The 25,713-nt window shown below is 67.1% G+C and carries 24 protein-coding genes, 1 tRNA gene and 1 riboswitch; of the genes, 15 read left to right on the forward strand and 10 right to left on the reverse strand.

All coding sequences use genetic code 11. The features are described from left to right. Nucleotides 1–87 precede the first annotated feature (87 nt). The 3 genes from CLG85_RS12805 to CLG85_RS12815 are packed head-to-tail and all read left to right on the forward strand — an operon-like array spanning nucleotide 88 to nucleotide 1,827. A complete protein-coding gene (locus CLG85_RS12805; protein WP_095880553.1) occupies nucleotides 88–774 on the forward strand; it encodes a phosphatidylserine decarboxylase in 687 nt (228 codons plus the stop codon). Further along, nucleotides 767–1,525, forward strand: a complete 759-nt coding sequence (gene pssA, locus CLG85_RS12810; protein WP_095880552.1) for a CDP-diacylglycerol--serine O-phosphatidyltransferase — start codon at nucleotides 767–769, stop codon at nucleotides 1,523–1,525. The genes CLG85_RS12805 and pssA overlap by 8 nt, the downstream gene beginning before the upstream one ends. An 11-nt stretch (nucleotides 1,526–1,536) precedes the next feature. Continuing rightward, nucleotides 1,537–1,827, forward strand: coding sequence for an alkylphosphonate utilization protein (locus CLG85_RS12815; protein WP_095880551.1), 291 nt, complete (start codon nucleotides 1,537–1,539; stop codon nucleotides 1,825–1,827). 73 nt (nucleotides 1,828–1,900) lie between these two features. Here CLG85_RS12815 and CLG85_RS12820 read toward each other — a convergent pair whose 3' ends face one another. Then, on the reverse strand, nucleotides 1,901–2,563 hold the full coding sequence (locus CLG85_RS12820; RefSeq protein ID WP_095880550.1) for an outer membrane protein: 663 nt from the start codon (nucleotides 2,561–2,563) through the stop codon (nucleotides 1,901–1,903). Nucleotides 2,564–2,804: 241 nt separating this feature from the next. Between CLG85_RS12820 and petA the strand changes: the two genes are divergently transcribed. Genes petA through CLG85_RS12835 form a run of 3 tightly spaced genes read left to right on the forward strand, consistent with a single transcriptional unit; the run spans nucleotide 2,805 to nucleotide 5,544 of the window. Further along, entirely contained in the window at nucleotides 2,805–3,380 is a 576-nt protein-coding gene (gene petA / locus CLG85_RS12825; protein ID WP_095880549.1) for a ubiquinol-cytochrome c reductase iron-sulfur subunit, read from the forward strand. 12 nt (nucleotides 3,381–3,392) lie between these two features. Continuing rightward, on the forward strand, nucleotides 3,393–4,736 hold the full coding sequence (gene petB, locus CLG85_RS12830) for a cytochrome b (protein WP_095880548.1): 1,344 nt from the start codon (nucleotides 3,393–3,395) through the stop codon (nucleotides 4,734–4,736). A 19-nt stretch (nucleotides 4,737–4,755) separates the two neighbouring features. Further along, on the forward strand, nucleotides 4,756–5,544 hold the full coding sequence (locus tag CLG85_RS12835; RefSeq protein ID WP_095880547.1) for a cytochrome c1: 789 nt from the start codon (nucleotides 4,756–4,758) through the stop codon (nucleotides 5,542–5,544). 78 nt (nucleotides 5,545–5,622) lie between these two features. Here CLG85_RS12835 and CLG85_RS12840 read toward each other — a convergent pair whose 3' ends face one another. From CLG85_RS12840 to CLG85_RS12850, 3 genes are read right to left on the reverse strand one after another with little or no spacing between them, the layout of a single operon-like run. Beyond that, complete coding sequence (locus CLG85_RS12840; protein WP_260349036.1) at nucleotides 5,623–6,321, reverse strand: thiamine ABC transporter ATP-binding protein; 699 nt, start codon at nucleotides 6,319–6,321, stop codon at nucleotides 5,623–5,625. Then, nucleotides 6,308–7,837: a thiamine/thiamine pyrophosphate ABC transporter permease ThiP gene (locus CLG85_RS12845; protein ID WP_260349037.1), complete on the reverse strand. Its 1,530-nt coding sequence runs from the start codon at nucleotides 7,835–7,837 to the stop codon at nucleotides 6,308–6,310. Before CLG85_RS12845 ends, CLG85_RS12840 begins: the two co-directional genes overlap by 14 nt. Continuing rightward, on the reverse strand, nucleotides 7,813–8,793 hold the full coding sequence (locus CLG85_RS12850; protein ID WP_095883371.1) for a thiamine ABC transporter substrate-binding protein: 981 nt from the start codon (nucleotides 8,791–8,793) through the stop codon (nucleotides 7,813–7,815). The genes CLG85_RS12845 and CLG85_RS12850 overlap by 25 nt, the downstream gene beginning before the upstream one ends. Before the next feature lie 51 nt (nucleotides 8,794–8,844). Beyond that, nucleotides 8,845–8,953: riboswitch (TPP riboswitch) on the reverse strand. A 191-nt stretch (nucleotides 8,954–9,144) separates the two neighbouring features. Here CLG85_RS12850 and aroC point away from each other — a divergent pair. Further along, nucleotides 9,145–10,245, forward strand: a complete 1,101-nt coding sequence (gene aroC / locus CLG85_RS12855; protein WP_260349039.1) for a chorismate synthase — start codon at nucleotides 9,145–9,147, stop codon at nucleotides 10,243–10,245. A 173-nt stretch (nucleotides 10,246–10,418) separates the two neighbouring features. Here aroC and CLG85_RS12860 read toward each other — a convergent pair whose 3' ends face one another. Both CLG85_RS12860 and putA read right to left on the reverse strand, forming a co-directional pair. Beyond that, nucleotides 10,419–12,299, reverse strand: a complete 1,881-nt coding sequence (locus tag CLG85_RS12860; RefSeq protein WP_095883337.1) for a methyl-accepting chemotaxis protein — start codon at nucleotides 12,297–12,299, stop codon at nucleotides 10,419–10,421. Nucleotides 12,300–12,508: 209 nt separating this feature from the next. Further along, nucleotides 12,509–15,937, reverse strand: a complete 3,429-nt coding sequence (putA, locus tag CLG85_RS12865; protein WP_260349040.1) for a bifunctional proline dehydrogenase/L-glutamate gamma-semialdehyde dehydrogenase PutA — start codon at nucleotides 15,935–15,937, stop codon at nucleotides 12,509–12,511. A 105-nt stretch (nucleotides 15,938–16,042) separates the two neighbouring features. On the opposite strand from putA, the gene CLG85_RS12870 reads away from it, so the two are divergent. The 3 genes from CLG85_RS12870 to CLG85_RS12880 all read left to right on the forward strand — a co-directional run bounded on the left by CLG85_RS12870 (nucleotide 16,043) and on the right by CLG85_RS12880 (nucleotide 17,349). Then, a complete protein-coding gene (locus CLG85_RS12870) occupies nucleotides 16,043–16,522 on the forward strand; it encodes an Lrp/AsnC family transcriptional regulator (protein WP_095882301.1) in 480 nt (159 codons plus the stop codon). A 54-nt stretch (nucleotides 16,523–16,576) separates the two neighbouring features. Beyond that, complete coding sequence (locus tag CLG85_RS12875; RefSeq protein WP_095882302.1) at nucleotides 16,577–17,218, forward strand: META domain-containing protein; 642 nt, start codon at nucleotides 16,577–16,579, stop codon at nucleotides 17,216–17,218. A gap of 47 nt (nucleotides 17,219–17,265) precedes the next feature. Then, nucleotides 17,266–17,349 (forward strand) — tRNA-Leu (locus tag CLG85_RS12880). A gap of 129 nt (nucleotides 17,350–17,478) precedes the next feature. Here CLG85_RS12880 and CLG85_RS12885 read toward each other — a convergent pair. Beyond that, nucleotides 17,479–17,901, reverse strand: coding sequence for a hypothetical protein (locus CLG85_RS12885; protein ID WP_260349041.1), 423 nt, complete (start codon nucleotides 17,899–17,901; stop codon nucleotides 17,479–17,481). A gap of 288 nt (nucleotides 17,902–18,189) precedes the next feature. Here CLG85_RS12885 and CLG85_RS12890 point away from each other — a divergent pair, with 288 nt between their 5' ends. From CLG85_RS12890 to scpC, 3 genes are all read left to right on the forward strand, one after another. Further along, entirely contained in the window at nucleotides 18,190–18,627 is a 438-nt protein-coding gene (locus CLG85_RS12890) for a hypothetical protein (RefSeq protein ID WP_260349042.1), read from the forward strand. A 2-nt stretch (nucleotides 18,628–18,629) separates the two neighbouring features. Then, complete coding sequence (locus tag CLG85_RS12895; RefSeq protein ID WP_095882304.1) at nucleotides 18,630–19,865, forward strand: HlyD family secretion protein; 1,236 nt, start codon at nucleotides 18,630–18,632, stop codon at nucleotides 19,863–19,865. 229 nt (nucleotides 19,866–20,094) lie between these two features. Beyond that, a complete protein-coding gene (scpC, locus tag CLG85_RS12900) occupies nucleotides 20,095–21,609 on the forward strand; it encodes a succinyl-CoA:acetate CoA-transferase ScpC (protein WP_095882305.1) in 1,515 nt (504 codons plus the stop codon). Between the two features lie 81 nt (nucleotides 21,610–21,690). Here scpC and CLG85_RS12905 read toward each other — a convergent pair whose 3' ends face one another. Genes CLG85_RS12905 through fabA form a run of 3 tightly spaced genes read right to left on the reverse strand, consistent with a single transcriptional unit; the run spans nucleotide 21,691 to nucleotide 24,252 of the window. Then, nucleotides 21,691–22,482, reverse strand: a complete 792-nt coding sequence (locus tag CLG85_RS12905) for an enoyl-ACP reductase FabI (RefSeq protein WP_095882306.1) — start codon at nucleotides 22,480–22,482, stop codon at nucleotides 21,691–21,693. Nucleotides 22,483–22,498: 16 nt separating this feature from the next. Then, on the reverse strand, nucleotides 22,499–23,728 hold the full coding sequence (fabB, locus tag CLG85_RS12910) for a beta-ketoacyl-ACP synthase I (protein WP_095882307.1): 1,230 nt from the start codon (nucleotides 23,726–23,728) through the stop codon (nucleotides 22,499–22,501). Nucleotides 23,729–23,742: 14 nt separating this feature from the next. Further along, nucleotides 23,743–24,252 carry a bifunctional 3-hydroxydecanoyl-ACP dehydratase/trans-2-decenoyl-ACP isomerase gene (fabA, locus tag CLG85_RS12915; protein WP_095882308.1) on the reverse strand — a complete coding sequence of 170 codons (510 nt, stop codon included), beginning with the start codon at nucleotides 24,250–24,252 and terminating at the stop codon, nucleotides 23,743–23,745. Nucleotides 24,253–24,440: 188 nt separating this feature from the next. Here fabA and irrA point away from each other — a divergent pair, with 188 nt between their 5' ends. Then, nucleotides 24,441–24,857, forward strand: coding sequence for an iron response transcriptional regulator IrrA (irrA, locus tag CLG85_RS12920; RefSeq protein WP_095882309.1), 417 nt, complete (start codon nucleotides 24,441–24,443; stop codon nucleotides 24,855–24,857). Between the two features lie 164 nt (nucleotides 24,858–25,021). Continuing rightward, nucleotides 25,022–25,708, forward strand: coding sequence for an FAD-binding oxidoreductase (locus tag CLG85_RS12925; protein ID WP_095882310.1), 687 nt, complete (start codon nucleotides 25,022–25,024; stop codon nucleotides 25,706–25,708). Nucleotides 25,709–25,713 lie beyond the last annotated feature (5 nt).

Raw genomic sequence — 25,713 nt, forward strand, 5'->3', positions numbered from 1 at the left:
CGGCCGGAAGCCCAAAACCCTTGCACGTGGGGCCGCTTCGGCTTAGCTGCGAGCACCCCACGAGTTCCAAGCCCGGAAGGATTTTCCATGCGGATGCGCGACACTTTCATCAAGCCGATGCACCCCGAAGGGCGCAAGTTCGTCGGCATCTTTGCCGCGATCACTGTCGTGCTCTTCCTGATCTGCGAGCCGCTGGGCTGGATCGGCGTCGGCCTGACGATCTGGTGCTACTACTTCTTCCGCGACCCCGAGCGCATCGTACCGCAGCGCCCCGGCCTGCTGGTCTCGCCCGCCGACGGCGTGGTCTCGCTGATCGAGCCCGCGGTGCCGCCGGCCGAGCTCGGCATGCCCGACGTGCCGATGACCCGCGTGTCGGTCTTCATGTCGGTCTTCAACTGCCACGTGAACCGCACCCCGGTGACCGGCGAAATCGTCTCTGTCGCCTACCGCCCGGGCAAGTTCTTCAACGCCTCGCTCGACAAGGCTTCGGTGGACAACGAGCGCAACGCGCTGCGCATCCGCCTCGAGGACGGGCGCGAGATCGCCGTGGTGCAGATCGCGGGTCTCGTGGCGCGCCGCATCATGTGGTGGGTCAAGGAAGGCGACCGGCTGAACCGCGGTGATCGCTTCGGCCTGATCCGCTTCGGATCGCGTCTCGATGTCTACCTGCCCGCGGGAGTGGAGCCGCTGGTCTCGATCGGCCAGACCATGGTCGCGGGCGAGAGCATCATCGCCAACCTGACCACTGATCTGGGGAGCCCGCCGAATGAATGACGAGCAGCCGATCGAGGATCCGAAGGCCCGCGCCGCCGAGAAGGTGACGCTGATCCAGCTTCTGCCCAACGTGCTGACCGTGGTGGCGATCTGCGCCGGCCTGACGGCGATCCGCTTCGGCCTGCAGGGATCGTATGAGCTCGCGGTGCAGCTGATCCTGCTTGCGGCGGTGCTCGACGGGCTCGACGGCCGCCTTGCCCGCGCGCTGAAGTCCGAGAGCGGCATGGGCGCAGAGCTCGACAGCCTCGCGGATTTCCTCAACTTCGGCGTTGCGCCGGGATTGCTGATCTACAACTGGGCGCTCGAGGACAGCCGCAACTTCGGCTGGATCGCGGTGCTGGTCTTCGCCGTTTGCGCGGTGGTGCGCCTCGCCCGGTTCAACGTCATGCGCAAGTCCGAGGACAAGGCGCATGACAACGCCTATTTCACCGGCGTGCCGTCTCCGGCGGGGGCGCTGCTGGCGATGCTGCCGATGTACCTCAGCTTCGGGCTCGGGGCAGGGCCGCTGTTCCCGGATCTCGTGCTGGCTGCCTGGCTGGTGCTGGCGGGGCTGGCGATGATCAGCCGCATCCCCACCTGGTCCTTCAAGACCACCCGCATCTCGCGGCAGAACGTGAAATACGTGCTGGTCGGGGTCGCCTTCGTCGGCGCTGCCGTGCTGACCTACGCCTGGATCAGCCTCGCGCTGGTCTGCGTCGCCTATGTGGCGGCGGTGATCATCATGCTGCCGCGCAAGCGGCGCACGAGCTGAGGAGAGCCGCGATGTCGGACGAAGAGTGGGTTTACGACGAGGCCAGCGGCGAATGGAAACCGGCCTCGGAGGTTGCTGCCGAGAGCGCGGTCGAGGTGCGCGACGCAGCGGGTAACCTGCTGGCGGATGGCGACCAGGTCGTGCTGATCAAGGACCTCAAGGTGAAGGGCGCCGGGCAGACGCTGAAGCAGGGCACGGTGATCCGCTCGATCCGGCTGACCGCCAACCCCGAAGAGATCGACTGCCGGCACGAGACGATCAAGGGCTTGGTGTTGCGCACCGAATTCGTCAAGAAGCGCTGACGCGCTGGCGGCGGCCGCAAAAGAAAAGCGCTCCCCGAGAGGAGCGCTTTGTCGTTTCGCAGAAGGGGCCGCCTCAGAACTTCATCGAGACGCCGACGTTCAGCGCGTTGGTTTTGATGTCGGTCTCGAGCGTGCCGCCCTCGTCGAGATCGGCCTCGTTCCACGAGTAGGTGAACTGGTATTCGCCGTAGACCGACCAGGTGTCGTTGATCGGGTAGCTGACGCCCGCAAGAAGGCGCGCGGCGGGGCCGGTGTACTGGTACTCGAAGGTGTCATCCGTGCCGCCAGTGGTGGCCACCTCGACGTGCGGCACCGCGATGCCGAGACCGGCGCCCACGAAGGGGGTCAGCTTGCCCCAGTGCTCGGGCCAGCGCTGCATGGCGTTGACGGTCAGGATGTTGATCCCGTCGGTGAACTCCAGCGTCTCGAAGCCGGCGTCGTCGCGGTCGTCCTCGTTGGCATAGACCTTGGCGTGGGTGAACTCGAGCGCCCAGCCGAAGGTGTCGCTCTGCCACCAGGTGCCGCGGATACCCCAGTAGGGCGGCATCTCGAAGGACTTGCCTTCCCAGCCGATCAGCTCGTCGAAGCTCTCGCCGGTGCCGGGCATGTCGCCCGAGATGCGGCTGTGCGGGGCGGTCTGCCAGCCCGTGTAGACCGATGCTTCGAAATCTTGCGCGAAGGCGGGGGCGGCGAGCCCGGTCACAAACAGCGCGGTTGGCAGAATCAGGGCTCTCATGGCCGGGGCTCCCTCGGGTAAACTTCGTTCAAGGTTTTACGTCTTAACTGCCTAATATCTTCCGTCTGCACCGCGTTTCAACCGCGACACATCGGCACTCCCGTCAATGTAGCTGTTATGTTTGCTTTACGGACGTAGGGTGGGTCGGTAATACAACGGACGGAAATGCTGCGTTCTTGCGCGGCTTTATCTGCGTGTCGGCCGGCCGCGAACCCGGCCAATGAGGAATGGAGAAGACCCCGTGTCACAAGCAGAAGATCACGAAGGCACCCGAAGAGATTTTCTCTTCTACGCCACCGGCGGTGCCGGCGTAGTCGCCACTGGCGCGGCCGTCTGGCCGCTGGTCAACCAGATGAACCCGTCGGCCGACGTCCGGGCCCTGAGCACCATTCGAGTTGACGTGTCCGGAGTGGAGACCGGCACCCAGCTCACGGTGAAATGGCTGGGCAAGCCGGTGTTCATCCGTCGCCGTACCGAAGCCGAAATCGAGGAAGCCCGCGCGGTCACGATGGATCAGCTCGTCGACACCCAGGCCCGGAACGAGAACGTTCCCGCCGGGTCCGACGCCATCGACCAGAACCGGACCCTCGACGAGGCCGGCGAATGGCTGGTGATGATGGGCGTCTGTACGCATCTGGGCTGCGTGCCTTTGGGCAATGCCGGTGATTTCACTGCGGGCGGCGTCGGGGGCTGGTTCTGCCCCTGCCACGGGTCGCACTACGATACCGCAGGTCGCATCCGCAAGGGTCCGGCGCCGCAGAACCTTCACGTTCCCGTGGCTTCCTTCGTGGAAGAAACCACGGTCCTGCTGGGCTAAGGGGAGGCGTCCATGGCTGGTATTCCGCACGACCATTACGAACCGAAGACGGGGATCGAGACCTGGGTGCACAAGCGCCTGCCGATCGTCGGTCTTCTTTATGACACCATCATGATCCCCACGCCCAAGAACCTGAACTGGATGTGGATCTGGGGCATCGTCCTGACCTTCTGCCTCGCGCTGCAGATCATCACCGGCATTGTGCTGGTCATGCACTACACGCCGCATGTCGACATGGCCTTCGCCTCGGTCGAGCACATCATGCGTGACGTGAATGGCGGCTTCATGCTGCGCTACCTGCACGCCAACGGCGCCTCGCTGTTCTTCGTGGCGGTCTACGCGCATATCTTCCGCGGCCTCTACTACGGCTCGTACAAGGCACCGCGCGAGATCACCTGGATCATCGGCATGCTGATCTACCTCGCGATGATGGGCACCGCCTTCATGGGCTACGTGCTTCCCTGGGGGCAGATGTCCTTCTGGGGTGCGACGGTGATCACCGGCCTGTTCGGCGCGATCCCGTTCATCGGCGAGCCGATCCAGACCTGGCTGCTGGGCGGACCGGCGGTGGACAACGCCACGCTGAACCGCTTCTTCTCGCTGCACTACCTGCTGCCCTTCGTGATCGCAGCACTGGTTGCCGTGCACATCTGGGCCTTCCACACCACGGGCAACAACAACCCCACCGGTGTTGAGGTTCGCCGGACCTCGAAGGCGGATGCCGAAAAGGACACCGTTCCCTTCTGGCCCTACTACGTGATCAAGGACCTCTTCGCCCTGGCGGTGATCCTTGCCGTGTTCTTCGCCATCGTCGGCTTCATGCCGAACTACCTCGGCCACCCCGACAACTACGTCGAGGCGAACCCGCTGGCGACGCCGGCGCACATCGTGCCCGAATGGTACTTCCTGCCGTTCTACGCGATCCTGCGTGCCTTCACCTCGGAAGTCTGGGTCGTGCAGATCGCCTCGTTCCTGACGGGCGGCATCGTCGACGCGAAGTTCTTCGGCGTGCTCGCGATGTTCGGCGCGATCATCGCCATGGCGCTGGCGCCCTGGCTCGACACCTCGTCGGTGCGCTCGGGCAAGTACCGTCCGCAATTCAAGTGGTGGTTCTGGCTGCTGGTGATCGACTTCATCGCGCTGATGTGGCTCGGTGCCATGCCGGCGGAAGAGCCCTATGCCAGCTTCTCGCTGATCGGCGCGGCCTACTGGTTCGGCTACTTCTTCGTGATCCTGCCGCTGCTCGGCGTGATCGAAAAGCCGCTGCCGATCCCCGCGACCATCGAGGAAGACTTCGAGGCGCATTACGGCAAGACCTCGGACACCGGCGCGACCGCGTCGCACCCGGCCGAGTGAGAGAAAGGATCTGAGGACCATGTTCAAGAAACTCACCCTTTCCGCCGTCGCGGCCCTGGGTCTCTTCACCGGCGGCGCCTTTGCTGCCGGCGAGGGGGGCCATGTCGAGGACTTCGCCTTTTCCTTCGAAGGTCCCTTCGGGGCCTACGACCAGGCACAGCTGCAGCGCGGCCTGCAAATCTTCACCGAGGTCTGCTCGGCCTGCCACGGTCTGAAGTTCGTGCCGCTGCGCACCCTTGGTGACGAGGGCGGCCCCGGCCTGCCCGAGGACCAGGTGCGCGCCTACGCCGCTCAGAACTTCGAGGTCTTCGACGCCGAGCTGGACGACACCCGTCCGGCGACCCCGACCGACCACTTCCCGGCCAATAACGGCGTCGGCGCGCCCGACCTATCGCTGATGGCCAAGGCACGCGCGGGCTTCCACGGCCCTTATGGCACCGGCCTGTCGCAGCTGTTCAACGGCATGGGCGGCGCCGAGTACATCGCCTCGATCCTCACCGGCTACACTGGCGAGACCAAGGTCGAAGCGGGCACCACCTTCTACGAGAACCACGCCTTCTCGACAGGCTGGATCGCCATGGCCCCGCCGCTTTCGGGCGAGGACGTGGAATTCGCCGACGGTCACTCGAACGAGCTGCATCACGAGGCGCAGGACATCGCGGCCTTCCTGATGTGGACCGCCGAGCCGAAGATGATGGCGCGCAAGCACGCGGGCTTCGTCGGGGTGCTCTTCCTGACGCTGCTGTCGGTGCTGCTGTACCTGACCAACAAGCGCATCTGGCGCCCGATCAAGTACAAGCCGGAGTGATCTTTGGCTGACGCGAAACAGAAGGCCCCGCCGTTTGGCGGGGCCTTTTGCGTTTGGAGGGAGGGCTGCGCCGTCGCGCTACTGCCCCAGGTACGCCCGCAGCGCCTCGGGAGGGGCGTCGAATAGCGCCCGCGTCTCGACCGGGGGATGGGCGAGACCCTCGGCGACCAGCACCGTCTCCTCGGCAAAACGGCGCGCGTCCTGCGGGTCGTGGCTGACCAGCAGCACCAGCGCGCCCAGCTCACCGGCCACCTCTTGCACCAGATCGAGCATCTGCACCTTCAGCGCCGGTCCCAGCGCCGCAAAGGGCTCGTCGAGCGCGAGGATGGGTCGGGCCTGCAGCAGCACCCGTGCCAGCGCCGCGCGGCTTTGCTGCCCGCCCGAGAGCGCGCCCGGCTTGCGTGACGAGAGGCCGCCGAGCCCCACGCGCTCCAGCGCCGACTCGAGCTTGCGCCCCTCCGCCGCCGTCAGCCGCCCGCCGCCCGGGCGCAGGGCCAGACCTAGGTTCCGGGCGAGGCTCAGGTGCGGGAAGAGGTTGTTCTCCTGGAAGAGCATCGCCACGGGGCGCCGGTCGGGCGGGGTGGCGGTGATGTCCTGTCCCTGCCAGAGCAGACGGCCGGCCTTTGGCGTGAGGAACCCGGCGATCAGGTCGAGCAAAGTCGACTTGCCCGCGCCAGAGGGGCCGATGATCGCCACCCGGCGCCCGGGAGCGAGACAGAGGTCTGCCGAGAGGCTGTAGTCGCCATCGGTGTAGCGCATATTTTCAAGCGTCAGCATTGGCACGGCCTCCCCGGTCGCAGAGCCAGAAGGCCCCGAAGCTGAAGATCAGGAGCAGCAGCGCCGCCCCCGCCGCTGCCTCCATCTGGTAAGAGCCCATCAGCCGGTAGACCTGCAAGGGCAGGGTCGCGCGTTCGGGATCGGCAAAAAGCGCGATGACGCCGAGATCGCCGATCGACAGCGCCGCCGTCAGCCCTGCGGCGAAGCCCAGCGGGCGGCGCAGGCGGGGCAGCAGCACCAACCGGACCCAGGCCAGCGGTGTCAGCCCCAGCGCCTGCGCCAGCCGCGCGTAGTCGGCGCGCACCGCCTCGGCCTCGGGGCGCAGGATGCGCAGGGCGAAGGGCAGGGCGACAAGCGCGTTGACCAGCGTGGTCACCGGCAGCGCCAGCGACAGGGGGTTGGCGAAAGGGCGCACGATGAGGAAGAGCCCGGTGCCGAGAACCAGCGGCGAGACCGCGAGGCCGACGAGCCCCACCCATTCGCCCCAGCGGCTCGAGAGGGGCAGCGCCCAGGCCAGGCAGAGCAGCGTCGAGGCCAGCGCCACCGTGAGCGAGTTCCACGCCGCCGCCCATGAGCCCGCGCCAAGCTGCGCCAGCCCCGGCAGGCCGCGCGCCACGACCATGCCGAGCGGGGTCAGCAGGAAAAGCGCTGCGAGGCCGATCCACACCGCGTCCATCACCCGCGGCAGACCCGCGCGCCCGTCCCAACGCGTGACCAGCCGGTCGAGCCCCGCGCCAAAGCCGCCGCCGGTGCCGAGCCGCAGCGCCACCAGCCCCGCCGCAAGCGCAAGGCCGAGCTGGATCATCGAGAGCAGCGCCGCCCGGCCGAGGTCGAAGTCGAAGCGCACCGCCTGGTAGATCGCCAGCTCCACCGTGGTGGCACGCGGCCCGCCGCCCAGTGTCAGCGCCACGGCAAAGCTCGAGAGGCAGATGACGAAGATCACCGCGCCCGCGCCGGGCGCGATCCGCAGCAGCATCGGCAGTTCAAGCGTACGGAACATGGCCCGGGGCGAAAGCCCGAGCGAGACGGCAAGCCGGAAGCGCTCGGCGGGGATCGCCAGCCAGCCCTGAAGCAGCAGTCTCGTCGCCAGCGGCAGGTTGAAGAAGACATGCGCCAGCACCACGCCGTGCAGCCCGTAGACGCTGAAGCCCGGCAGGCCGAGCGCCCGCAGGCTGCCGTTGATCAGGCCGTTCTGGCCGAAGACCGCGATCAGCCCCAACACCGCGACGATTGTCGGCAGGATGAAGGGCGCGCCCAGCAGCGAGATCAACAGCCCGCGTCCCGGGAAGCGCCGCCGTGCCAGCGCGCGGGCGACCGGGATCGCCAGCGCCACCGAGAAGGTCGCCGAGAGCAGCGATTGCCAGAGCGTGAAGCGCAGCGCCTGCCAGTCGCCGGGGCCGAGCGCGCCCCAGCCTCCGGCACGGGCCAGCACCGCGGCGACCGGGCCGAGCACCAGGGCCAGCACCAACCCTGCCGCGATCAGCGCGGCGCCTATTGCGAGAGGCCGCGACGCCATGCCTCGATGGCCTCGTCGCGCAGTGCGGCGGCCTCGTCCTCGGAGTAGAACAGCACCTTGCTTGGCAGCTCGAGCTCCTTGAAACCCTCGGGCCACTGGTCGTGCGGCAGGGCCGCGGGGAAGGACCAGTTGCCGGTGGCGATCATCTGCTGGAACTCGGCGGTCAGGAGGAACTCCATGAACTGCTGCGCCAGCTCGGGCTGGTCGGTGGTGGCGAGTTTCGCGGCCAGCTCGACCATGAAGTAGTTCCCCTCGGGGAAGATCAGGGCCTTCTTGCTGTGATCGTCCTCGGCGATGATGTGATAGGCGGGAGAGGTGGTGTAGCTCAGCACCATGTCGGCCTCGCCGTCGGTGAAGAGCCCGTAGCTTTCCGACCAGCCCTTGGTGACCGTCAGGATCTTCGGTGCCAGCTTGCGCCAGGCGTCCTCGGCCTTGTCGCCGTAGACCGCCTCGACCCAGAGCGCCATCGCGAGACCCGAAATCGAGCTGCGTGGGTCCTGGATGACGATCTTCAGGTCATCCGGCGCGTCGAGCAGTTCGGCGAAGCTCGTGGGAGGTTCAGGCAGGCGGGTGCTGTCGTAGACGAAGGCTGTCTCGCCGTAGTTGTAGGGAAGAAAGGTGTCGTCGGTCCAGTCGATCGGCAGGGTGAGCGGCGAGAGGTCCACGCCATGCGGCGCGAAGAGGCCGCTCTCGCGCGCCCTCTTGGTCACGTCGGTGTTGAGGCCGAAGACCACGTCGGCCTCGGTCCGCTCCCCCTCGAGCAGCAGTCGCGGCAGCAGGTCTCCGGGCTTGAACTGCAGGTCGCAGCCGCAGCGCGCCTCGAACATTTCCTCGATCTTCGGGCCGGGGCCCCACTCCGAGACGACATAGTCGCCGGCGTAGACGGTCAGAACGGGTTCCTGCGCCAGCGCCGTGCTGGCAAAAAGACATCCCGCTGCAAAACTGATGGCCTTCATGGCATCCTCCAAATTTGCGGCGAGAGGGTAAGATGGGCCGAAGGGCGCTGCGCCCGGGGCCGTGACCTTCCCTCCGCCGGTGTTAACCGGGTCAGGTTCAACGGGTTCGCGAAATGCATCTCAGCCGGCGCTTGCGCGGACGGCACCCCGAGGTAGCGCAAGACCTAGCCGGGGCAGGGGCGCCTGGCAAGGTGATTTGCCCCGGGCCCGGTCTTGCGGCACGCGCGCGGGGCGAGACAATTCCCTTGAGGCGTGGGCCGCACTGGCCTAACAGACTGGCCTGAAAGGCGGGCCTGTTCGACGGGCCCCGGCAGCCATGCGCCCCGACGGCACGACACAGGAGACCCGACCATGAGCCTCAACACCTTCGGCCATCTCTTCCGCGTGACCACCTGGGGCGAGAGCCACGGTCCGGCGCTTGGCGCCACGGTGGACGGCTGCCCGCCGGGCGTGCCGATCGATGAGGCGGCGCTGCAGCAATGGCTCGACCTGCGCAAGCCGGGGCAGAACAAATACACCACCCAGCGGCGCGAGCCCGACGCGGTGAAGATTCTTTCGGGCGTCTTCGAGGGGCAGACCACCGGCACACCGGTGCAGTTGATGATCGAGAACACCGACCAGCGCTCGAAGGATTATTCCGAGATCGCCGCGAAGTTCCGTCCGGGCCATGCCGACATCACCTATTTCCAGAAATATGGCCTGCGCGACTTCCGCGGTGGCGGCCGCTCCTCGGCGCGCGAGACGGCGGCTCGGGTGGCGGCGGGTGGCCTCGCGCGTGCGGCGCTGGCCGAGCTGGCGCCGGGGCTGCAGATCACCGGCTACATGGTGCAGATGGGCGCGCAGGCCATCGACCGGTCGCGCTTCGACTGGGAGGAGATCGCGCGCAACCCCTTCTGGTGCCCTGACGCCGATGCGGCCGAGGGCTGGGCGGATTACCTCGACGGGCTGCGCAAGTCCGGCGACAGCGTCGGTGCGGTGATCGAGGTGACTGCGCGCGGTGTGCCCGCGGGGCTGGGCGCGCCGATTTACGGAAAGCTCGATACCGATCTTGCGGCGGCGATGATGTCGATCAACGCGGTCAAGGCGGTGGAGATCGGCGAGGGTATGGCCGCGGCAACCCTTACCGGGTCCGAGAACGCAGACGAGATCACCATGGGGCCGGACGGGCCTGTCTACAGCTCGAACCACGCGGGCGGTATCCTTGGCGGGATCTCCACCGGACAGGACGTGGTGGTGCGTTTCGCGGTGAAGCCGACCTCGTCGATCCTCACCCCGCGCCGGACGGTGACCGTGCGCGGCGAGGAGACGGAGATCGTCACCAAGGGGAGGCATGACCCCTGCGTCGGCATTCGCGCGGTGCCGGTGGGTGAGGCAATGATGGCCTGCGTGATCCTCGATCACCTGCTGCTGCATCGCGGTCAGATCGGCGCGAACCGCGGACACATCGGCTGAGCTCGGGCGGCCAACGATCCGGTTTTGCGGTCCGGCCCGGGCGGCAGGCTTTGCCGTCCCGCGGCTGACACGCGCTGTCACGGAGGTGCGCCTCTGGGCCTGTGACGCCAACCGATTGAACGAGAAGCCTCAGGCCGACGGGGCAGGGCGCGCTCGCGGCGGAGGGGCGTGGCTCAGAACTCTTCCCAGCTGACGTCATCCCCGACGGCGGCGGCCCGGGCGGGCGCGGGCGGGGATGCGCGCACGCTCGGCGGCGCGGGTTCGAAATCCTCGATCGGCACCGCGAGCGGGGTGACTTCGGAACCTTCGGAGACATCGGCGCCGGAAAACCGGTTGAGCTGCGACAGGAGGCGATCGGCTTCGCTGTTGAGTTGATCGCTGGCGGTGCTTGTTTCGCCGACCATGGCGGCGTTCTGCTGGGTGACCTTGTCGAGCTCCGCGACCCCGACGTTGATTTCCTGCAGGCCGGCGGCCTGCTCCTTGGCGGCGGTGGCGATCTCGGCGACCAGGTCGGAAACTTCGCTGACGTTGCGCACGATGTCCGAGAGCGCGGTTCCCGTCTGTTCCACCAGTTGGCCGCCATCCTTGACCTGTTGCGAGCTGTTGGACACAAGCGCCTTGATTTCCCGCGCGGATTCCGAGGCGCGCTGCGCCAGGGATCGGACTTCCGAGGCGACCACCGAGAAGCCCTTGCCCGATTCGCCGGCGCGCGCCGCCTCGACCCCGGCGTTCAGCGCGAGGAGGTTGGTCTGGAAGGCGATGTCGTCGATGACGCCGATGATCTGGGTGATCTGATCGGAGGAGGCTGCGATGGAGCCCATGGCCGCGAGTGCCTTTTCCATCACTGCGCCGCCCTCTTCGGCGCGGCGGCGACCCTCGCCGACGCGGCGGTCGGCGTCCTCAGCGCGCTCGGCGGCGGCGCGGACGCTGGAAGAGAGCTGCTCCAGCGCGGCGGCGGATTCCTCGAGTGTGGCGGCCTGCACCTCGGAGCGCCGCGACATGTCGCGGGACATGGAGGAGAGTTCCTTGGAGTTACGCTGAACCGTGTCGGCGGAGACCCGCAGCGAGCTGACCAACGTGCCGATCCCCTCGGAGAGGGCGTTGAAATCCTCGCAGAGTTGGACCGCGCTGTGATCGAGGCTACGCCAGTCTTCCGCGTCGAGGCGGTGGCTGGCATCCCCGCGCGACAGTGTCCCCATGGCGCTGCCGAGGGACTGGAAGAGGGTCAGGCGCCGATCGTTTGCGGCGCGTTCCTGCGCCGTGCTCTGGTCAGCCTGCAGCAGGCGGCCACGCAGCTCTTCGAGGTTGCGGGCGATTGAGCCGGCCTCATCGCCGCGGTGCTGACCCTCGATCTCGGACGCGTAGTCGCCCTTGGCGATGCGCTGGACCGCGGCGGCGGCGGTCTGGAACGGGCGCGCCAGCAGCTTGCCGAAGCCGATGATGCAAACGAGCGAGAGGGCCACGGCCACAGTATTGGCACCGATCAGCATGACGCGACCCGTGTCGACAGCCTCAGCGGCGCTTTGCTCGGCGCGCTTGGCATGAAGCTGAAGCTCGGTGCGCATGGCGGAAACCTCGCTGCGCGCCTTGTCGATCGCGGGCAGCAGGACCTTGCTGATGTGGGCATCACGCTCGAAGATGGTGAAGCCGGGGATGGTTAGCGTGTCGATCTGCGGGACCAGGCCCTTGGCCAGGGAGGCGACCGCCTGAAGGCGGGTCTGGATTTCGGGGCGCCGCGCGTCGGGCGACAGGGGGGCCATGAAGGCATCGGCGTTTTGGTCCACCAGGGTCTGTATCGAGAGAAGGTTCTTGCGGAGCTCGTCGAGCGGTTCGGTGCCGCCATGTTCGTAATGCAGGATCGCCAGGCCGGAGTGGTCGATCTGCGATTGCACGGTGGTCAGCACGGCGCTCTGACGTCGCAGATCGCTGCCGAAGTCGAGACTGTCTGACATGCGCATCTGGATGAAGCCCGATGCCAGGGCGAGCGCCAGCGTCAGCAGCATGAAGACCGATCCGAGGATCAGCAATTGTACGCGGATGGTGAACCTGCTCATGACCCATTCCTGCTTGAGACATGGCGCTCGGCGCGCCGGACATGTCTTGGCTAGCAGCGGGGGGTAAACAAACCCTTCGTGCGGCCGCGGATCGTCGCGAATTCGATCCGTTTCCCGCAGGGTCTCTTCGGAAAGACGGGCGCCCCCGCAGGGATCTGCGGGGGCGCCGAGGTCACAGTGCACTTGCAGGAAGGCCTGCCGGAGTGCTTTTACATATTGCCGCCGAGCAGGGCGGCGTTGCCGCCGGAGGCGGTGGTGTCGATGCAGACGTGGCGCTCGGCGCGGGCATGGCCCTTGTCCGGCGCGCCGGTAATCAGCGTCAGGATCGGCCCCTCGCGCCCGGCCAGCGCCTGGCGGTAGGCCGTGGCTTCGCCGTCCTCGCCCCACCAGAGCGCCGCCGAGATGCCCTCGAGCATGGCCAGCACCTGCGGCGCGACCTTGCCGTGGGCGGTGATCGCCACGCCGCCGAAGGCGCGGATTGCCTCGGCCTGCGCCGCGGCGGCCTCCTGCCCCGGACCCATGCAGAGCACGGGCTCGCGCGCCAGCGTCATGTACTGGTTGGCCTCGCCGGTCGGGCCGGGCAGGTCCTTTCGCTCGGGCTGCGGCGCGCAGCCGGCGCCGCGCAGCGCCTCTTCGAGCCGCGCCGGAACCTCGTCGGTGCCCCAGCTCGTGCCCGCCTGCGGCGCCGGGTGGGCGCGGAAGCGGTCGACGTAGAGCGGGCCGCCCGCCTTGGGTCCGGTGCCCGAGAGCCCCTCGCCGCCGAAGGGCTGGCTGCCGACGATGGCGCCGATCTGGTTGCGGTTGACGTAGATGTTGCCGGCGTGGACCCGCTCGGTGACGTGCTGCACGCGGTCGTCGATGCGGGTCTGCAGGCCGAAGGTCAGCCCGTAGCCGCGCTCGTTGATCGCGTCGATCACCGCGTCCAGCTCGAAAGCCCGGAAGGTGGCGATGTGCAGGACTGGGCCGAAAATCTCGCGCTCCAGATCGTCGATGCCGCCGACCTTGATCAGCGTCGGCGCGACGAAATGGCCCTCGGCAGGGACGGCGATCTCGTGCAGCAGGCGGCCTTCGCCGCGGGCGGTCTCGACATGGGCGAGGATGCCCTCCTTTGCCTCGGCGTCGATCACCGGGCCGAGGTCGGTCGAGAGGTGCCAGGGGGCACCGGGCTTCAGCACGTCCATCGCGCCCTTGAGCATCTCGGTGAAATGCGGGGCGATGTCTTCCTGCACGTAGAGGCAGCGCAGGGCCGAACAGCGTTGGCCGGCAGACTGGAAGGCCGATTCGACGATGGCGCGCACGGCCTGTTCGGGCAGGGCGGTGCTGTCGACGATCATCGCGTTGAGACCGCCGGTCTCGGCGATGAAGGGCGTGCCCGGTGCGAGGTGCTTGGCGATCGAGCGGTGGATGATCTGCGCGGTCTCGGTGGAGCCGGTGAAGGCGATGCCCTTGACAGCCGGGTTCGAGGTCAGCGCGGCGCCGACGTCCCCGGCACCCGGCAGAAGCTGCAGGGCGGAGGCGGGCACGCCGGCTTCATGCAGCAGCCGGGTCGCGCGGTAGGCGATCAGCGAGGTCTGCTCGGCGGGCTTGGCGAGCACGGCGTTGCCGGCCGCCAGCGCCGCGGAGAGCTGGCCGGTGAAGATCGCCAGCGGGAAGTTCCACGGGCTGATGCAGGCGAAGACGCCCTGCGGCGCGGCGCCATCCGTGCGGGCAGCGTAGTAGCGCAGGAAGTCCACCGCCTCGCGCAGTTCGGCGACGGCGTCGAGTTGGGTCTTGCCGGCCTCTCGGGCGAGCAGGGCGAAGAATTCGCCGAAGTGTGCCTCGTAGAGGTCGGCAGCCTTGTTCAGGATCGCGGCGCGCTCCTGCGGCGCGGCGCTCCACGGCTCGGCGGCGGCAGCGGCGGTGGCCACGGTCTCGGCGCTGGCCCAGGTGATCTCGCCGGTCTTGGCAAGTGTCGCGGGGTTCAGCACGTCCTCGGTCGCGCCCACCGGGGCAGGGGCGGCGAGCAGCGGGCCGGCCGTCCAGATCGTCGCCTCGAAGGGCGCACGGGCGGCCTCGACGCGGGCGATCGTCGGACGGTCGGTCAGATCGAAGCCCTCGGAGTTGGCGCGCTCGGGCTGGAACAGCTCGGGGCCGCGGGTGAGACCGCGGGAGTCTTCGGCAGCGAAGGGATCGGCGGCAACGGTCTCGGGCGGCACGCTTTCGTCGACGATCTGGTTGACGAAGGAGCTGTTGGCGCCGTTCTCCAGCAGGCGGCGGACGAGATAGGCCAGGAGGTCGCGGTGTGCGCCGACGGGGGCGTAGATGCGGCAGCGGGTCTTTTCCTGCTCGTGGACGATCTCGTGCAGCCGCTCGCCCATGCCGTGCAGGCGCTGGAACTCGAAGCTGTCGCGGTCATCGCCGGCCATCTCGAGGATTGCCGCCACCGTATGTGCATTGTGCCCGGCGAACTGCGGGTAGATGCGGTCGGTCATGCCCAGCAGCTTGCGGGCATTGGCGATGTAGGAAATGTCGGTGTTGTGCTTGGCGGTGAAGACCGGGAAGTCGGTCAGGCCCATGACCTGCGCGCGCTTGATCTCGCTGTCCCAGTAGGCGCCCTTCACCAGGCGCACCATGATCTTGCGGTCGAGCCGCATGGCGGTCTGGTAGAGCCAGTCGAGCGTCTGGCTGGCGCGCTTGCCGTAGGCCTGCACAACTACGCCGAAGCCGTCCCAGCCGGCGAGCGAGGGCGCGGCCAGCGCAGCCTCGATCACGTCGAGCGAGATGGCGAGGCGGTCGGCCTCCTCTGCGTCGATGTTGAGGCCAATCTTCGCCTTGGCGGCCATCTCGCAGAGTTCGACGAGGCGCGGGACGAGCACGCGCATGACGTCGTCATGCTGGCCTTCCTCGTAGCGCGCGTAGAGCGCCGAGAGCTTCACCGAAATGCCGGGGTTGTCGCGCAGGTCGTCGGTCGCCGCCGCCTTGCCGATGGCATTGATCGCGTCGGCATAGGCCTTGAAGTAGCGCAGGGCGTCGGGCTCGGTGCGGGCAGCTTCGCCCAGCATGTCGTAGCTGTAGGTGTAGCCCTTGGCCTCCTGCTGCGCGCCGCGCTTCATCGCACCCTGGATGGTCTCACCCAGCACGAACTGCGCGCCCATCTCCTTCATCGCGCGGCTCACCGCCTTGCGGATCACAGGCTCACCGAGACGGCGCACGGCCGAGCGCAGGTGGCCGACGGGGCCGGGGCGTTGGTTCGGGTCGAGCACCTTGCCGGTCAGCAGCAGCGCCCAAGTCGAGGCGTTGACCAGCGGCGAGGTCGAGCGCCCCATGTGCTTGCCCCAGTCCGAGGGAGCGATCTTGTCCTCGATCAGCGCATCGATGGTCTCGGCATCCGGAACGCGCAGCAGCGCCTCGGCAAGGCACATCAGCGCGATGCCCTCGTCGGTCGAGAGACCGTATTCGGCGAGGAAGACCTCCATCAGCCCGGGCTTGGCGCTGGAGCGGATGGCGCGGACCAGATCGGCGCCTTTGGCGTTGATCTTCGCACGGTCCCCTTCGCTCAGCGCGGCGAGATCGCGCAGGCGGGCGATGGTCTGGGCCTCATCGGCGTAGGTTGCGGCGTCCATCTCGGCGCGCAGGTCGGACAGGGGGTCGTAGGGCATGGTGATCTCCAGACGTTTGCCCTATGATACTGCAGGTTCGAAAGTCGATTTTCCCGAAGATGGTATTTCTGAAAGGTAGGTTCTCCGAAAATGATGGAAGTCACGATGCAAAACGTCACGGATGACTTTGACCGGTTCGACCGCGCGATTCTCACCACCCTCGCCGAGGAAGGGCGGCTGTCGATCACCGAGCTGGCCAAGCGCATCGGCCTGTCGAAAAGCCCCACGCAGGCGCGTCTGCGGCGGCTCGAGGATCTTGGCGTGATCCGCGGCTATCGGGCCATTCTCGACCCCATCCAGCTCGGGCTCGATCACGTCGCCTTCGTCGAGGTGCGCATGTCCGACACCCGGGAGTCGTCGCTCGAGGCCTTCAACAAGGCGGTTACGGCGATCCCCGAGATTGAGCAAGTGCATTTGATTGCCGGCAGTTTCGACTATCTTCTGAAGGTGAGGACCTCGGACATGCGCAGCTACCGGCGGGTTCTGGCCGAAAAGCTCTCGACCTTGCCGCATGTCTCGACCACGTCGACCTATGTCGCCATGCAGGCCGTCAAGGAGGACGGGCTGGCGGAGATCGCCGACTGACGCAAGCCGCGCCGCCTTGGACCCGGGCGCGCCGGGAGGAGAAGGAGTGTTGGTATGGTGTTTCGTTGGATGGTCGCGGCGCTCTTGTTGGCGACCGGCCCGGTCTCGGCGCAGGACGCCGCGCACAGGTTGCCGGTGCACGTCGGTCTCGACTGCGGGGGCGCGGCGCTGGCGCTGGTCCTCGAGGGGGACAGCGGCCGGCTCTTCTACAGCGGCGCCGAGATGCCCATGGCCCGCGCGCGCAGCGCCTCGGGGGTGAAATTCGACTCCGTCGACGACCCCGAGACCTACATCTGGACCAAGGGAGACGAGGCCACGGTGCGCATCGCCGGGCAGGATCTGGACGCTTGCAAGGTGAACCACGTCTCCCGCGCTACCGAGGGCCCGTGGCGGGTCGCGCTGCTCGATGGCGAAGCTCTCGACGGCAAGCCTGTCGAGCTGATCTTCGGGGCGGACGGCGCGGTCTCGGGCGACATCGGCTGCGGCGATCTCGCCGGGGACTGGAGTGCCGGGGACGATGGCACGTTCCGCATAGAGGTTACCGCGGACGGCGGCGAGAGTTGCTCGCCCGAAGAAGCCGCCCGTCAGGAGACTCTGATCGCGGCGCTGCGCGCGGTGACCGGGCTCGGTTTCACCTCGGACGGCGCGCTGGAACTACGCTCGGGTGACGTGGCGCGCCTGGTTGCAAGGCACTGACATCAGGGACTGGTCAACCGCGCCGGGATACGGCAGACAGGGCATGGGCCCGCGTGGTGGAATGGTAGACACAGGGGACTTAAAATCCCTAGCCGTATGGCGTGCCGGTTCGAGTCCGGCCGCGGGTACCAGGTCAGCACCGGCGGACATCCGATCCGCCAGGGCATGCTGACGCCCGACCTTCCTCTCTCTTGATCCCTATCGGCCTGCGCGCCGCGAGCGGGGCCGTGGCGCGCAGTTTTGGCTGTCAGGCCGGTATTTCAGTAACCGATCAGCGCCTTGATCCGGGCGGCCTTTTGGTCGTCGTTTTCGCTGGTGCTGATGATAGACAGCGCATCCCCCATCTGCTGGCCGGTCATCTTGGCCACCTCTTCGGGCGAGACGTATTCCTCGATAAGCGCAATCTGCTCTTCCGAGAAGGTCATGGGGCGGGACCCTCCGCCGTTGGCGATGAACTCGATCTGGGTGCGCTTCTCGGCGTCGGAGTCCTTGCCGTTGGCGGCGGCGAAGGCCGCGTCCACCTGCGCATCGCTCAGCATCGAGACATCGATGTCCGGTGCGTATTGATTGATCGCGCTGGTTTGTTCCGGGGTCGCTTCGGCGAGCGCTGCGCCTGCGGCGATGCCGGAAACGAGGAGGGCTGCAACAAAACGTTTCATGGAAACCTCCCTTTCAAGGAGCATGACTGTGGGCTCGGGTAGAGCGCATGCGATCACTCAAACCGCCCGGCGCTTGTCGGACGCCGGATACTCGCTAGGGGAACGGCCTGTGTCCCGAGCGCCTCCGGGCCGGCACAGGGACGCTGTGGAGCCCGCGGAGGCTGACCTTAGGTAAGTGGTGCTCAGGGTAATTCCAGACGTGTTCACCGGGATGTCACAAGCCATGCCAAGGGGCCGGGGAAAGAATCGGTAAGCTATTGTGAAAAAACATTAACCCGGAGCGCGCGAATCCGCCTATCCTGGAGTCATTGATTGAGGATCAGGGAGGTGGCGGTGGAAACACAGGCGGTCCACCCGTTGGCCCCGGACCACATTCCAGGATACGTGGCCGGTGCCGATGGCAGTGATGTATTGTTCACGGCGATGACGATTTTCGGAATCGCGCTGATCATCGGTCTCGGCGTTCTCTACCTGACGTTGCACGCGATACCCGAGCGCATGGCCCATAAGTCGAGCCACCCGCAGTTGCAGATCGTCGGCATTCTGGCGCTGCTGGCGCTGTTCACCCACAACAACCTCTTCTGGGTCGCAGCGGTGCTGGTGGCGGGCTTCCAGTTCCCCGACATGCTCTCGCCATTGCAATCCATCGCGCGTTCGCTCGCCAGCCTCGCGGGCCGGCCGGTCGAGGAGGACATCCCCGAGGCCGACGCGCCATCCCCGACCTTCCACCACCGCGACGGGGAGGGCTGAGCATGCTCGAAGCCATCCTCTGCTCGCTGGTCTCGCTGCTGCCGGACTACCTCTATCGTCGCTACGCGCAGGGCAAGCGGTTCGGCCACGAGCTGACGCTCTTCTCGGTCTGGTACGAGCTGCGCTGGGGGCTGACGCTCTGGATCTTCCTGACGGTCTCGCTGATCACCGTGCTGTTCTACTACCACCCGGCGAGTCTCTCGGTGTCCTCCTATTTCCGCACCGTGACGATCCTGCCGCAGGTGAGCGGGCGGGTGTCCGAGATCTACGTGGAGAACAACCAGAAGGTCTCGGCCGGCGATCCGCTGGTGCGACTCGACGGGCTCTCGCAGGAGGCGCAGGTGGATGCAGCGCTGGCGCTGGTGGCCGAGACCGAGGCTGCCGCAAAGCTGGCGCAGACGGACCTCGCCCAGGCCGAGGCGGGCATCGCGCAGGCGCATGCCGCGTTGGCGCTCTCGGAGGATGAGCTGCGGCGCAACGAGCAGTTGCGCGACCAGGGCTCGAGCGCCGTGCGCCTCGTCGATATCGAGCGCTACGGAAATGTTGTCGACCAGCGCAAGGCGCAGCTCCGCGCTGCCGAGCTGCAGAGGGAAGGTGCCCAGCAGCAGATCGACGAGGTGCTGCCCGCCAAGCTGGAAAGCGCCCGCGCGCAACTCGCGCTGGCCAAGGCAGAGCTGGACAAGACCCTGATCTCTGCCGGGGTCGATGGGCGGATCGAGCAACTCGCGTTGCAGGTGGGCGATTTCATCAGCCCACTCGCGCGGCCCGCGGGCATCTTCGTGCCCACCGGGGCCGGGGCCGAGCGTTTCCAGGCCGGGTTTAACCAGATCGCCGCGCAGGTGATCCACCCCGGCATGGTCGGCGAGATGGGTTGCATGAGCAAGCCGCTCGACATCATCCCCATGGTTGTGACCGAGGTGCAGGACGTGATCCCCTCGGGCCAGCTGCGCCCCTCGGACCGGCTGGTCGACCCGCAGGACGACGTGCGCCCGGGAAGCGTGCTGGTGTATCTCGAGCCGCTCTATACCGGTCAGCCGACCAACGTGCCTCCGGGCAGCAGCTGCACCGTCATGCTTTACACCGACAATCACCACCGGCTCGAACACGAGGAAATGGGCACCGGCAAGCGCATCTTCCTGCATGTGGTCGACACCATCGGGGTGGTCCATGCGGCGGGGCTGCGGCTGCGCATGCTCTTCCTTCCGGTGCAGACGCTGGTCTTCTCGGGCGGGCATTGAGACAGGCGGCGGGCCGGGCCGGCAAGCGCCTTCCCTGCCCACAGTGCGGGCGCGGCGGCGGGGGTATGCCAGAGGTATGCGTTGAGCGCGTATCTAGGCGAATTAGATATGCGCAAGGTGCATACCTGATTTGCGGCAGGGATCTCCGTCTGGCCGCTGTACCCGAGTCTTGCGTAGATGGTGGCAAGGACCGCCCGCGTGCCGCGGCGCGCCACAGGAGGACCCCCGCATGAACACCCACGCCCGCATCGCCTTCCCGGAGTTGCAGTCGAAGACGATGAGCGCCGAGGATGCCGCCGCGCTGATCCACGACGGCATGACCATCGGCATGAGCGGCTTCACCGGCTCGGGCTATCCGAAGTCGGTGCCGGTGGCGCTGGCGGCGCAGATCGAGGCGGCGCATGCGGCGGGCGATCCCTTCCGGGTCAAGGTCTTCACCGGGGCTTCCACAGGGCCCGAGCTCGACGGCGCGCTGGCCAAGGCGAATGGCATCGAGTTCCGCCTGCCCTACAACTCCGATCCCATCGCCCGCGAGCAGATCAATTCGGGCGAGATGAACTACGTCGACATGCACCTCAGCCAGGTCGCGCCGGTGGTCTGGGAGGGCTTCCTCGGCACGCTCGACATGGCGGTGGTCGAGGTCTCGGGCATCACCCCGGAGGGGGCGCTGATCCCCTCGACCTCGATCGGCAACAACAAGACCTGGCTCGATCAGGCCGAGAAGGTGATCCTCGAGGTCAACCACTGGCAGAGCCACGCGCTCGACGGGATGCACGACATCTACTACGGCACGGCGCTGCCGCCGAACCGCGTGCCGATCCCGCTGGTGCGCCCCGACGACCGCATCGGCCAGACGCGTTTCCGCATCGATCCGTCGAAGGTGGTCGCGGTGGTCGAGACCGAGGCGCCGGACCGCAACCTGCCCTTCGCCAAGCCTGACGCGGTGGCCGAGGCCATCGCCGGGCACCTGCTCGAATTCCTCGCCCACGAGGTCGCGCGCGGGCGCCTCCCGGCCAACCTGCTTCCGCTGCAGTCGGGCGTCGGCAATGTTACCAACGCAGTGCTCTCTGGGCTGATGGACGCGCCGTATCATGGCATGACCGCCTTCACCGAGGTGGTGCAGGACGGGATGCTGGACCTTCTTGACGCGGGCAAGCTGCGGATGGCCTCGGCGACGGCCTTCTCGCTCAGCCCCGAGGCGGCGGAGCGGTTCAACCGCGACGCGCTGAGCTACCGCGACAAGCTGATCCTGCGCCCGCAGGAGATCTCGAACCATCCCGAACTGGTGCGCCGCCTCGGCTGCATCGCGATGAACGGGCTGATCGAGGCGGACATCTACGGCAACGTGAACTCGACCCACGTGATGGGCTCGCGCATCCAGAACGGCATCGGCGGCTCGGGCGATTTCGCACGCAACGCGTACCTGTCGATCTTCATGACGCCTTCAACGGCCAAGGGCGGCAAGATCTCGGCCATCGTGCCGCAGGTGGCGCATGTGGACCACATCTCGCAGGACGTGCAGGTGATCGTCACCGAGCATGGGCTGGCGGACCTGCGCGGGCTGGCACCGCGCCAGCGCGCCGGGGTGATCATCGACCGTTGCGCCCATCCGGACTACAAGCCGATGCTGCGCGACTACTACGCGCGGGCGCTGCAGGGGTCGTTCGGCAAGCATGCCCCGACGCTGCTGAACGAGGCGCTGAGCTGGCACCAGCGCTACGTCGAGTCCGGCACGATGAAGTAGGACCGCGGGCCCGCTCTCCGCGCAGAAAGAAAAAGCCCGGCCGAAAGGCCGGGCTTTTTGCATCTCGCCGGGGCAGGGGCCTCAGATGTTCTCGGCCTGCGGCATGCCGAGCACGTGGAAGCCGCCATCGACGTGGATGACCTCGCCGGTGGTGAAGGCGCCCGCGTCGGACACCAGGTAGGCGGCGGTGCCGCCTACGGCCTCGAGCGTCGCGTTGGAGCGCAGCGGGGCGTTCTGCTCGGTAAACTTGTAGGTCTTGCGCGCACCGCCGATGGCCGCGCCGGCAAGGGTCTTCATCGGGCCGGGCGAGATCGCGTTGACGCGGATGCCATCCGGGCCGAGGTCGTTCGCCAGATAGCGGGTCGCCGCTTCCAGCGCCGCCTTGGCAACGCCCATGACGTTGTAGTTCGGCACGACCTTGACCGAGCCGTCGTAAGTCAGGGTGATCAGCGTGCCGCCGTTCGGGGTCATCAGCGGGTGGGCGCGGCGCGCCACTTCGATGAACGAGTAGCAGGAGATGTCCATCGAGTTCTTGAAGTTCGAGCGGCTGGTGTTGAGGAACCGGCCGGTCAGCTCGGACTTGTCCGAGAAGGCGATGGCATGCACCACGAAGTCGATGGTCGGCCAACGGGCACCAAGCTGTTCGAACGCCGCGTCGAGCGAGGCGTCGTCGGTGACGTCCACGTCGACCATGAAGTCCGAGCCGACGCTCTGGGCCAGCGGCTCGAGCCGCTTGCCGAAAGCCTCGCCCTGGTAGGTGAAGGCAAGCTCCGCCCCCGCCTCGTGCAGCGCCTTGGCGATGCCCCACGCGATGGAGCGGTCGTTCGCCACCCCCATGATCAGCCCGCGCTTGCCCTTGAGAAGCTCGCCCATGTCCGTCTCTCGCTTGTTATTCTTGGTATTTGCTCAGCAGCATCGACCCGTTGGTGCCGCCGAAGCCGAAGGAGTTGGTCATCACCGTATCAAGCCCTGCGTTCTCGACGAGGCTCGTGGCAATCTCTTCGGGTTTCAGCGCAGGGTCCAGCGTCTCGACGTTGATCGACGGCGCGATGAAGTCGTTCTGCAGCATCAGCAGGCAGTAGATTGCCTCCTGCGCGCCGGTCGCGCCCTGGCTGTGGCCGGTCATCGACTTGGTCGAGCTGACCAGCGGCGTGCTGCCCGCGCCGAAGACGCGGCGCACCGCCTCGATCTCGCCGACGTCGCCGACCGGGGTCGAGGTGCCATGCGCGTTGATATAGCCGACCTTGCGGTGCTCGGGCAGGGTCTGCAGCGCGAGGCGCATGGCGCGCTCCCCGCCCTCGCCCGAGGGGGCAACCATGTCATGCCCGTCGGAGGTGGCGGCATAGCCGGTCACTTCCGCGTAGATCTTGGCGCCGCGTGCCTTGGCGTGCTCCAGCTCTTCCAGCACGACGATGCCGCCGCCTGCCGAGATGACGAAGCCGTCGCGGCCCGCGTCGAAGGCACGCGAGGCCTTCTCGGGGGTGTCGTTGTACTTCGAGCTCATTGCTCCCATGGCGTCGAAGAGGCACGACAGGGTCCAGTCGAGTTCCTCGCCGCCACCGGCGAACATCACGTCCTGCTTGCCCATCATGATCTGCTCGGCAGCATTGCCGATGCAGTGCAGCGAGGTCGAGCAGGCCGAGGTGATCGAGTAGTTGATGCCCTTGATCTTGAAGGCGGTCGAGAGGTTCGCGGAGATCGTCGAGCACATCGCCTTCGGCACCGCGAAGGGGCCGACGCGCTTGGTGGCGCCAGTGCTCAGCACGGTCTGATGCGCGGTCAGCAGCGCCGAGGTCGACGGGCCGCCCGAACCGGCGACGAGGCCGGTGCGCGGGTTCACGACGTCCGACTCCTCGAGCCCCGAGTCCGCGATCGCCTGTTGCATGGCGATATGCGCATAGGCCGCGCCCGGGCCCATGAAGCGCAGCGTGCGCTTGTCCACGTGCTCGGACACGTCGAGGTCGATGGCCCCGGCGATCTGGCTGCGGAAGCCATGTTCCTTCATCTGCTCGTTGGCTGTGATGCCGGAGCGGCCCGCTTTCAGCGAGGCGAGTACTTCTTCGGCATTGGTGCCGATGGACGAAACGATGCCCAGTCCCGTGACGACGACTCGACGCATGGGAGACCTCCCTCTCAGCTCTCGGAAAGAGCGACTTTCATATCTTTGACCTGGTAGATGACTTCGCCATCCGCCTCGACGATGCCGTCGGCGACGCCCATGGTCAGACGGCGGGTCTGCACGGCCTTGGTGAAATCGACCTTGTAGGTCAGCATCTTGCGATCCGGGCGCACCATGCCGGTCAGCTTCACCTCGCCCACGCCGAGCGCGTAGCCGCGGCCCAGCCAGCCGCGCCATCCGAGGTTGAAGCCGGTCAGCTGCCACAGGCCGTCAAGGCCGAGGCAGCCGGGCATGATCGGGTTGCCCGGGAAGTGGCAGTCGAAGAACCACAGGTCGGGGGTGATGTCGAATTCCGCGACCACGTGCCCCTTGCCGTGCAGGCCACCGTCCGAGGAGATCTCGGTGATGCGATCCATCATCAGCATGGGCGGCGCCGGAAGCTGCGCATTGCCCGGTCCGAAGAGCTCGCCGCGCGCGCATTTCAGAAGATCTTCCTTGCCGAAGCTGGTGGGATAATCGGCCATGCAGGCGCGCCCCTTTGTTCTTTGTGTCAGGTTGCGCCCCCTCTATCACCGCGAAACCGCGCCATGCAAGCCTGCGCATTGCGGCGTCACCTTGCGGCGCGGACCATGCCAGCCTCGGATTTCCATTTGAAAAGGGCGACTGTGCACCATTATATACATCTCATGGAGCTAGGGCACTGGACTGAGCAATGACGAGCGACCCCATTCAGAGAGGCAGCGACTGGTTGAACCAGGCAGGGCTCAGACCCACGCGGCAGCGCGTCGCGCTGGCGGCGCTGCTGGTGGGCGACGGCAAGCACCGCCACGTCACCGCCGAGAGCCTCTACGCCGCGGCGCAGGCCGAGGGCGAGGGCGTGTCGCTGGCCACGGTCTACAACACGCTGCGCGCCTTCTGCGACGTCGGCCTGATCCAGGAAGTCACGGTTGACGGCAGCCGCAGCTATTTTGACACCAACACCCACGACCACCCGCATTTCTTCTGGGAGGACGAGGGGCACCTGACCGACGCTCCGTCGGAGGAACTGGTGATCTCGAAGCTGCCAAATGCGCCCGACGGGGCCGAGATCGCCTCGGTCGACGTGGTGATCCGCCTGCGCAAGAAGTAATGCAGCGCTGCCGGTGACCTGCGAGGGGGCGCGGCCCCCGTCTGCCTGCGGCAGACTCCCCGGGATATTTTAACCTAGAAGAACTTGCGGCGGCCTCGAGGGGCGCGCTGGAACCCTGCACTCGGCGGCGGCGTTTTTTCGGGAAACCGGAATAGGAGCTTCCCATGAGCCGCAAGCTGACCCTGCAATCCATCGAACCGCTCACCCATGACGTGCACCACCTGGTGTTCGACCGGCCCGAGGGGCTCGACTTCGTGCCCGGGCAGGCGATCGACCTGGCGCTCGACCTCGACGGCTGGCGCGAGGAACGTCGGCCCTTCACCTTCACCTCGCTGCCGGGCCAGGACCGGCTGGAATTCGTCATCAAGTCCTACCCCGAGAGCGCCGAGGGTCATGACGGGGTGACCGAGCGCATCGGCCGGATGATGCCCGGCGACACGGTGCTGGTGGAAGAGCCCTGGGGCGCGATCGAAGACAAGGGCGACGGAGTCTTCATCGCCGGCGGCGCCGGGGTCACGCCCTTCATCGCCATCCTGCGCAAGAAGCTGGAGATGGCGGGCACGCTCGAGGGCAACACGCTGGTCTTCTCAAACAAGACCGAGGCCGACATCATCCTGCGCGACAGTTTCGAGGGCATGCCAGGGCTGAAGACGGTCTTCGTGGTGACCGACGAGGCGGCGAGCCCGCTGCACCGTGAAAAGATCGACGGCGCATTGTTGGCCGAGGTGGTCACGCCGGGGCGGGACGTCTGCTACGTCTGCGGGCCGGATGCGATGCTCGACGACATGGCCGAGGCGCTGCGCGGCATCGGTGTGGACGAGGGGCGCATTGTCACCGAGGAGTTTGATTGATCCCC

Origin of the sequence: Alloyangia mangrovi, assembly GCF_002300555.2 — a bacterium.
Lineage (GTDB): Bacteria > Pseudomonadota > Alphaproteobacteria > Rhodobacterales > Rhodobacteraceae > Salipiger > Salipiger mangrovi.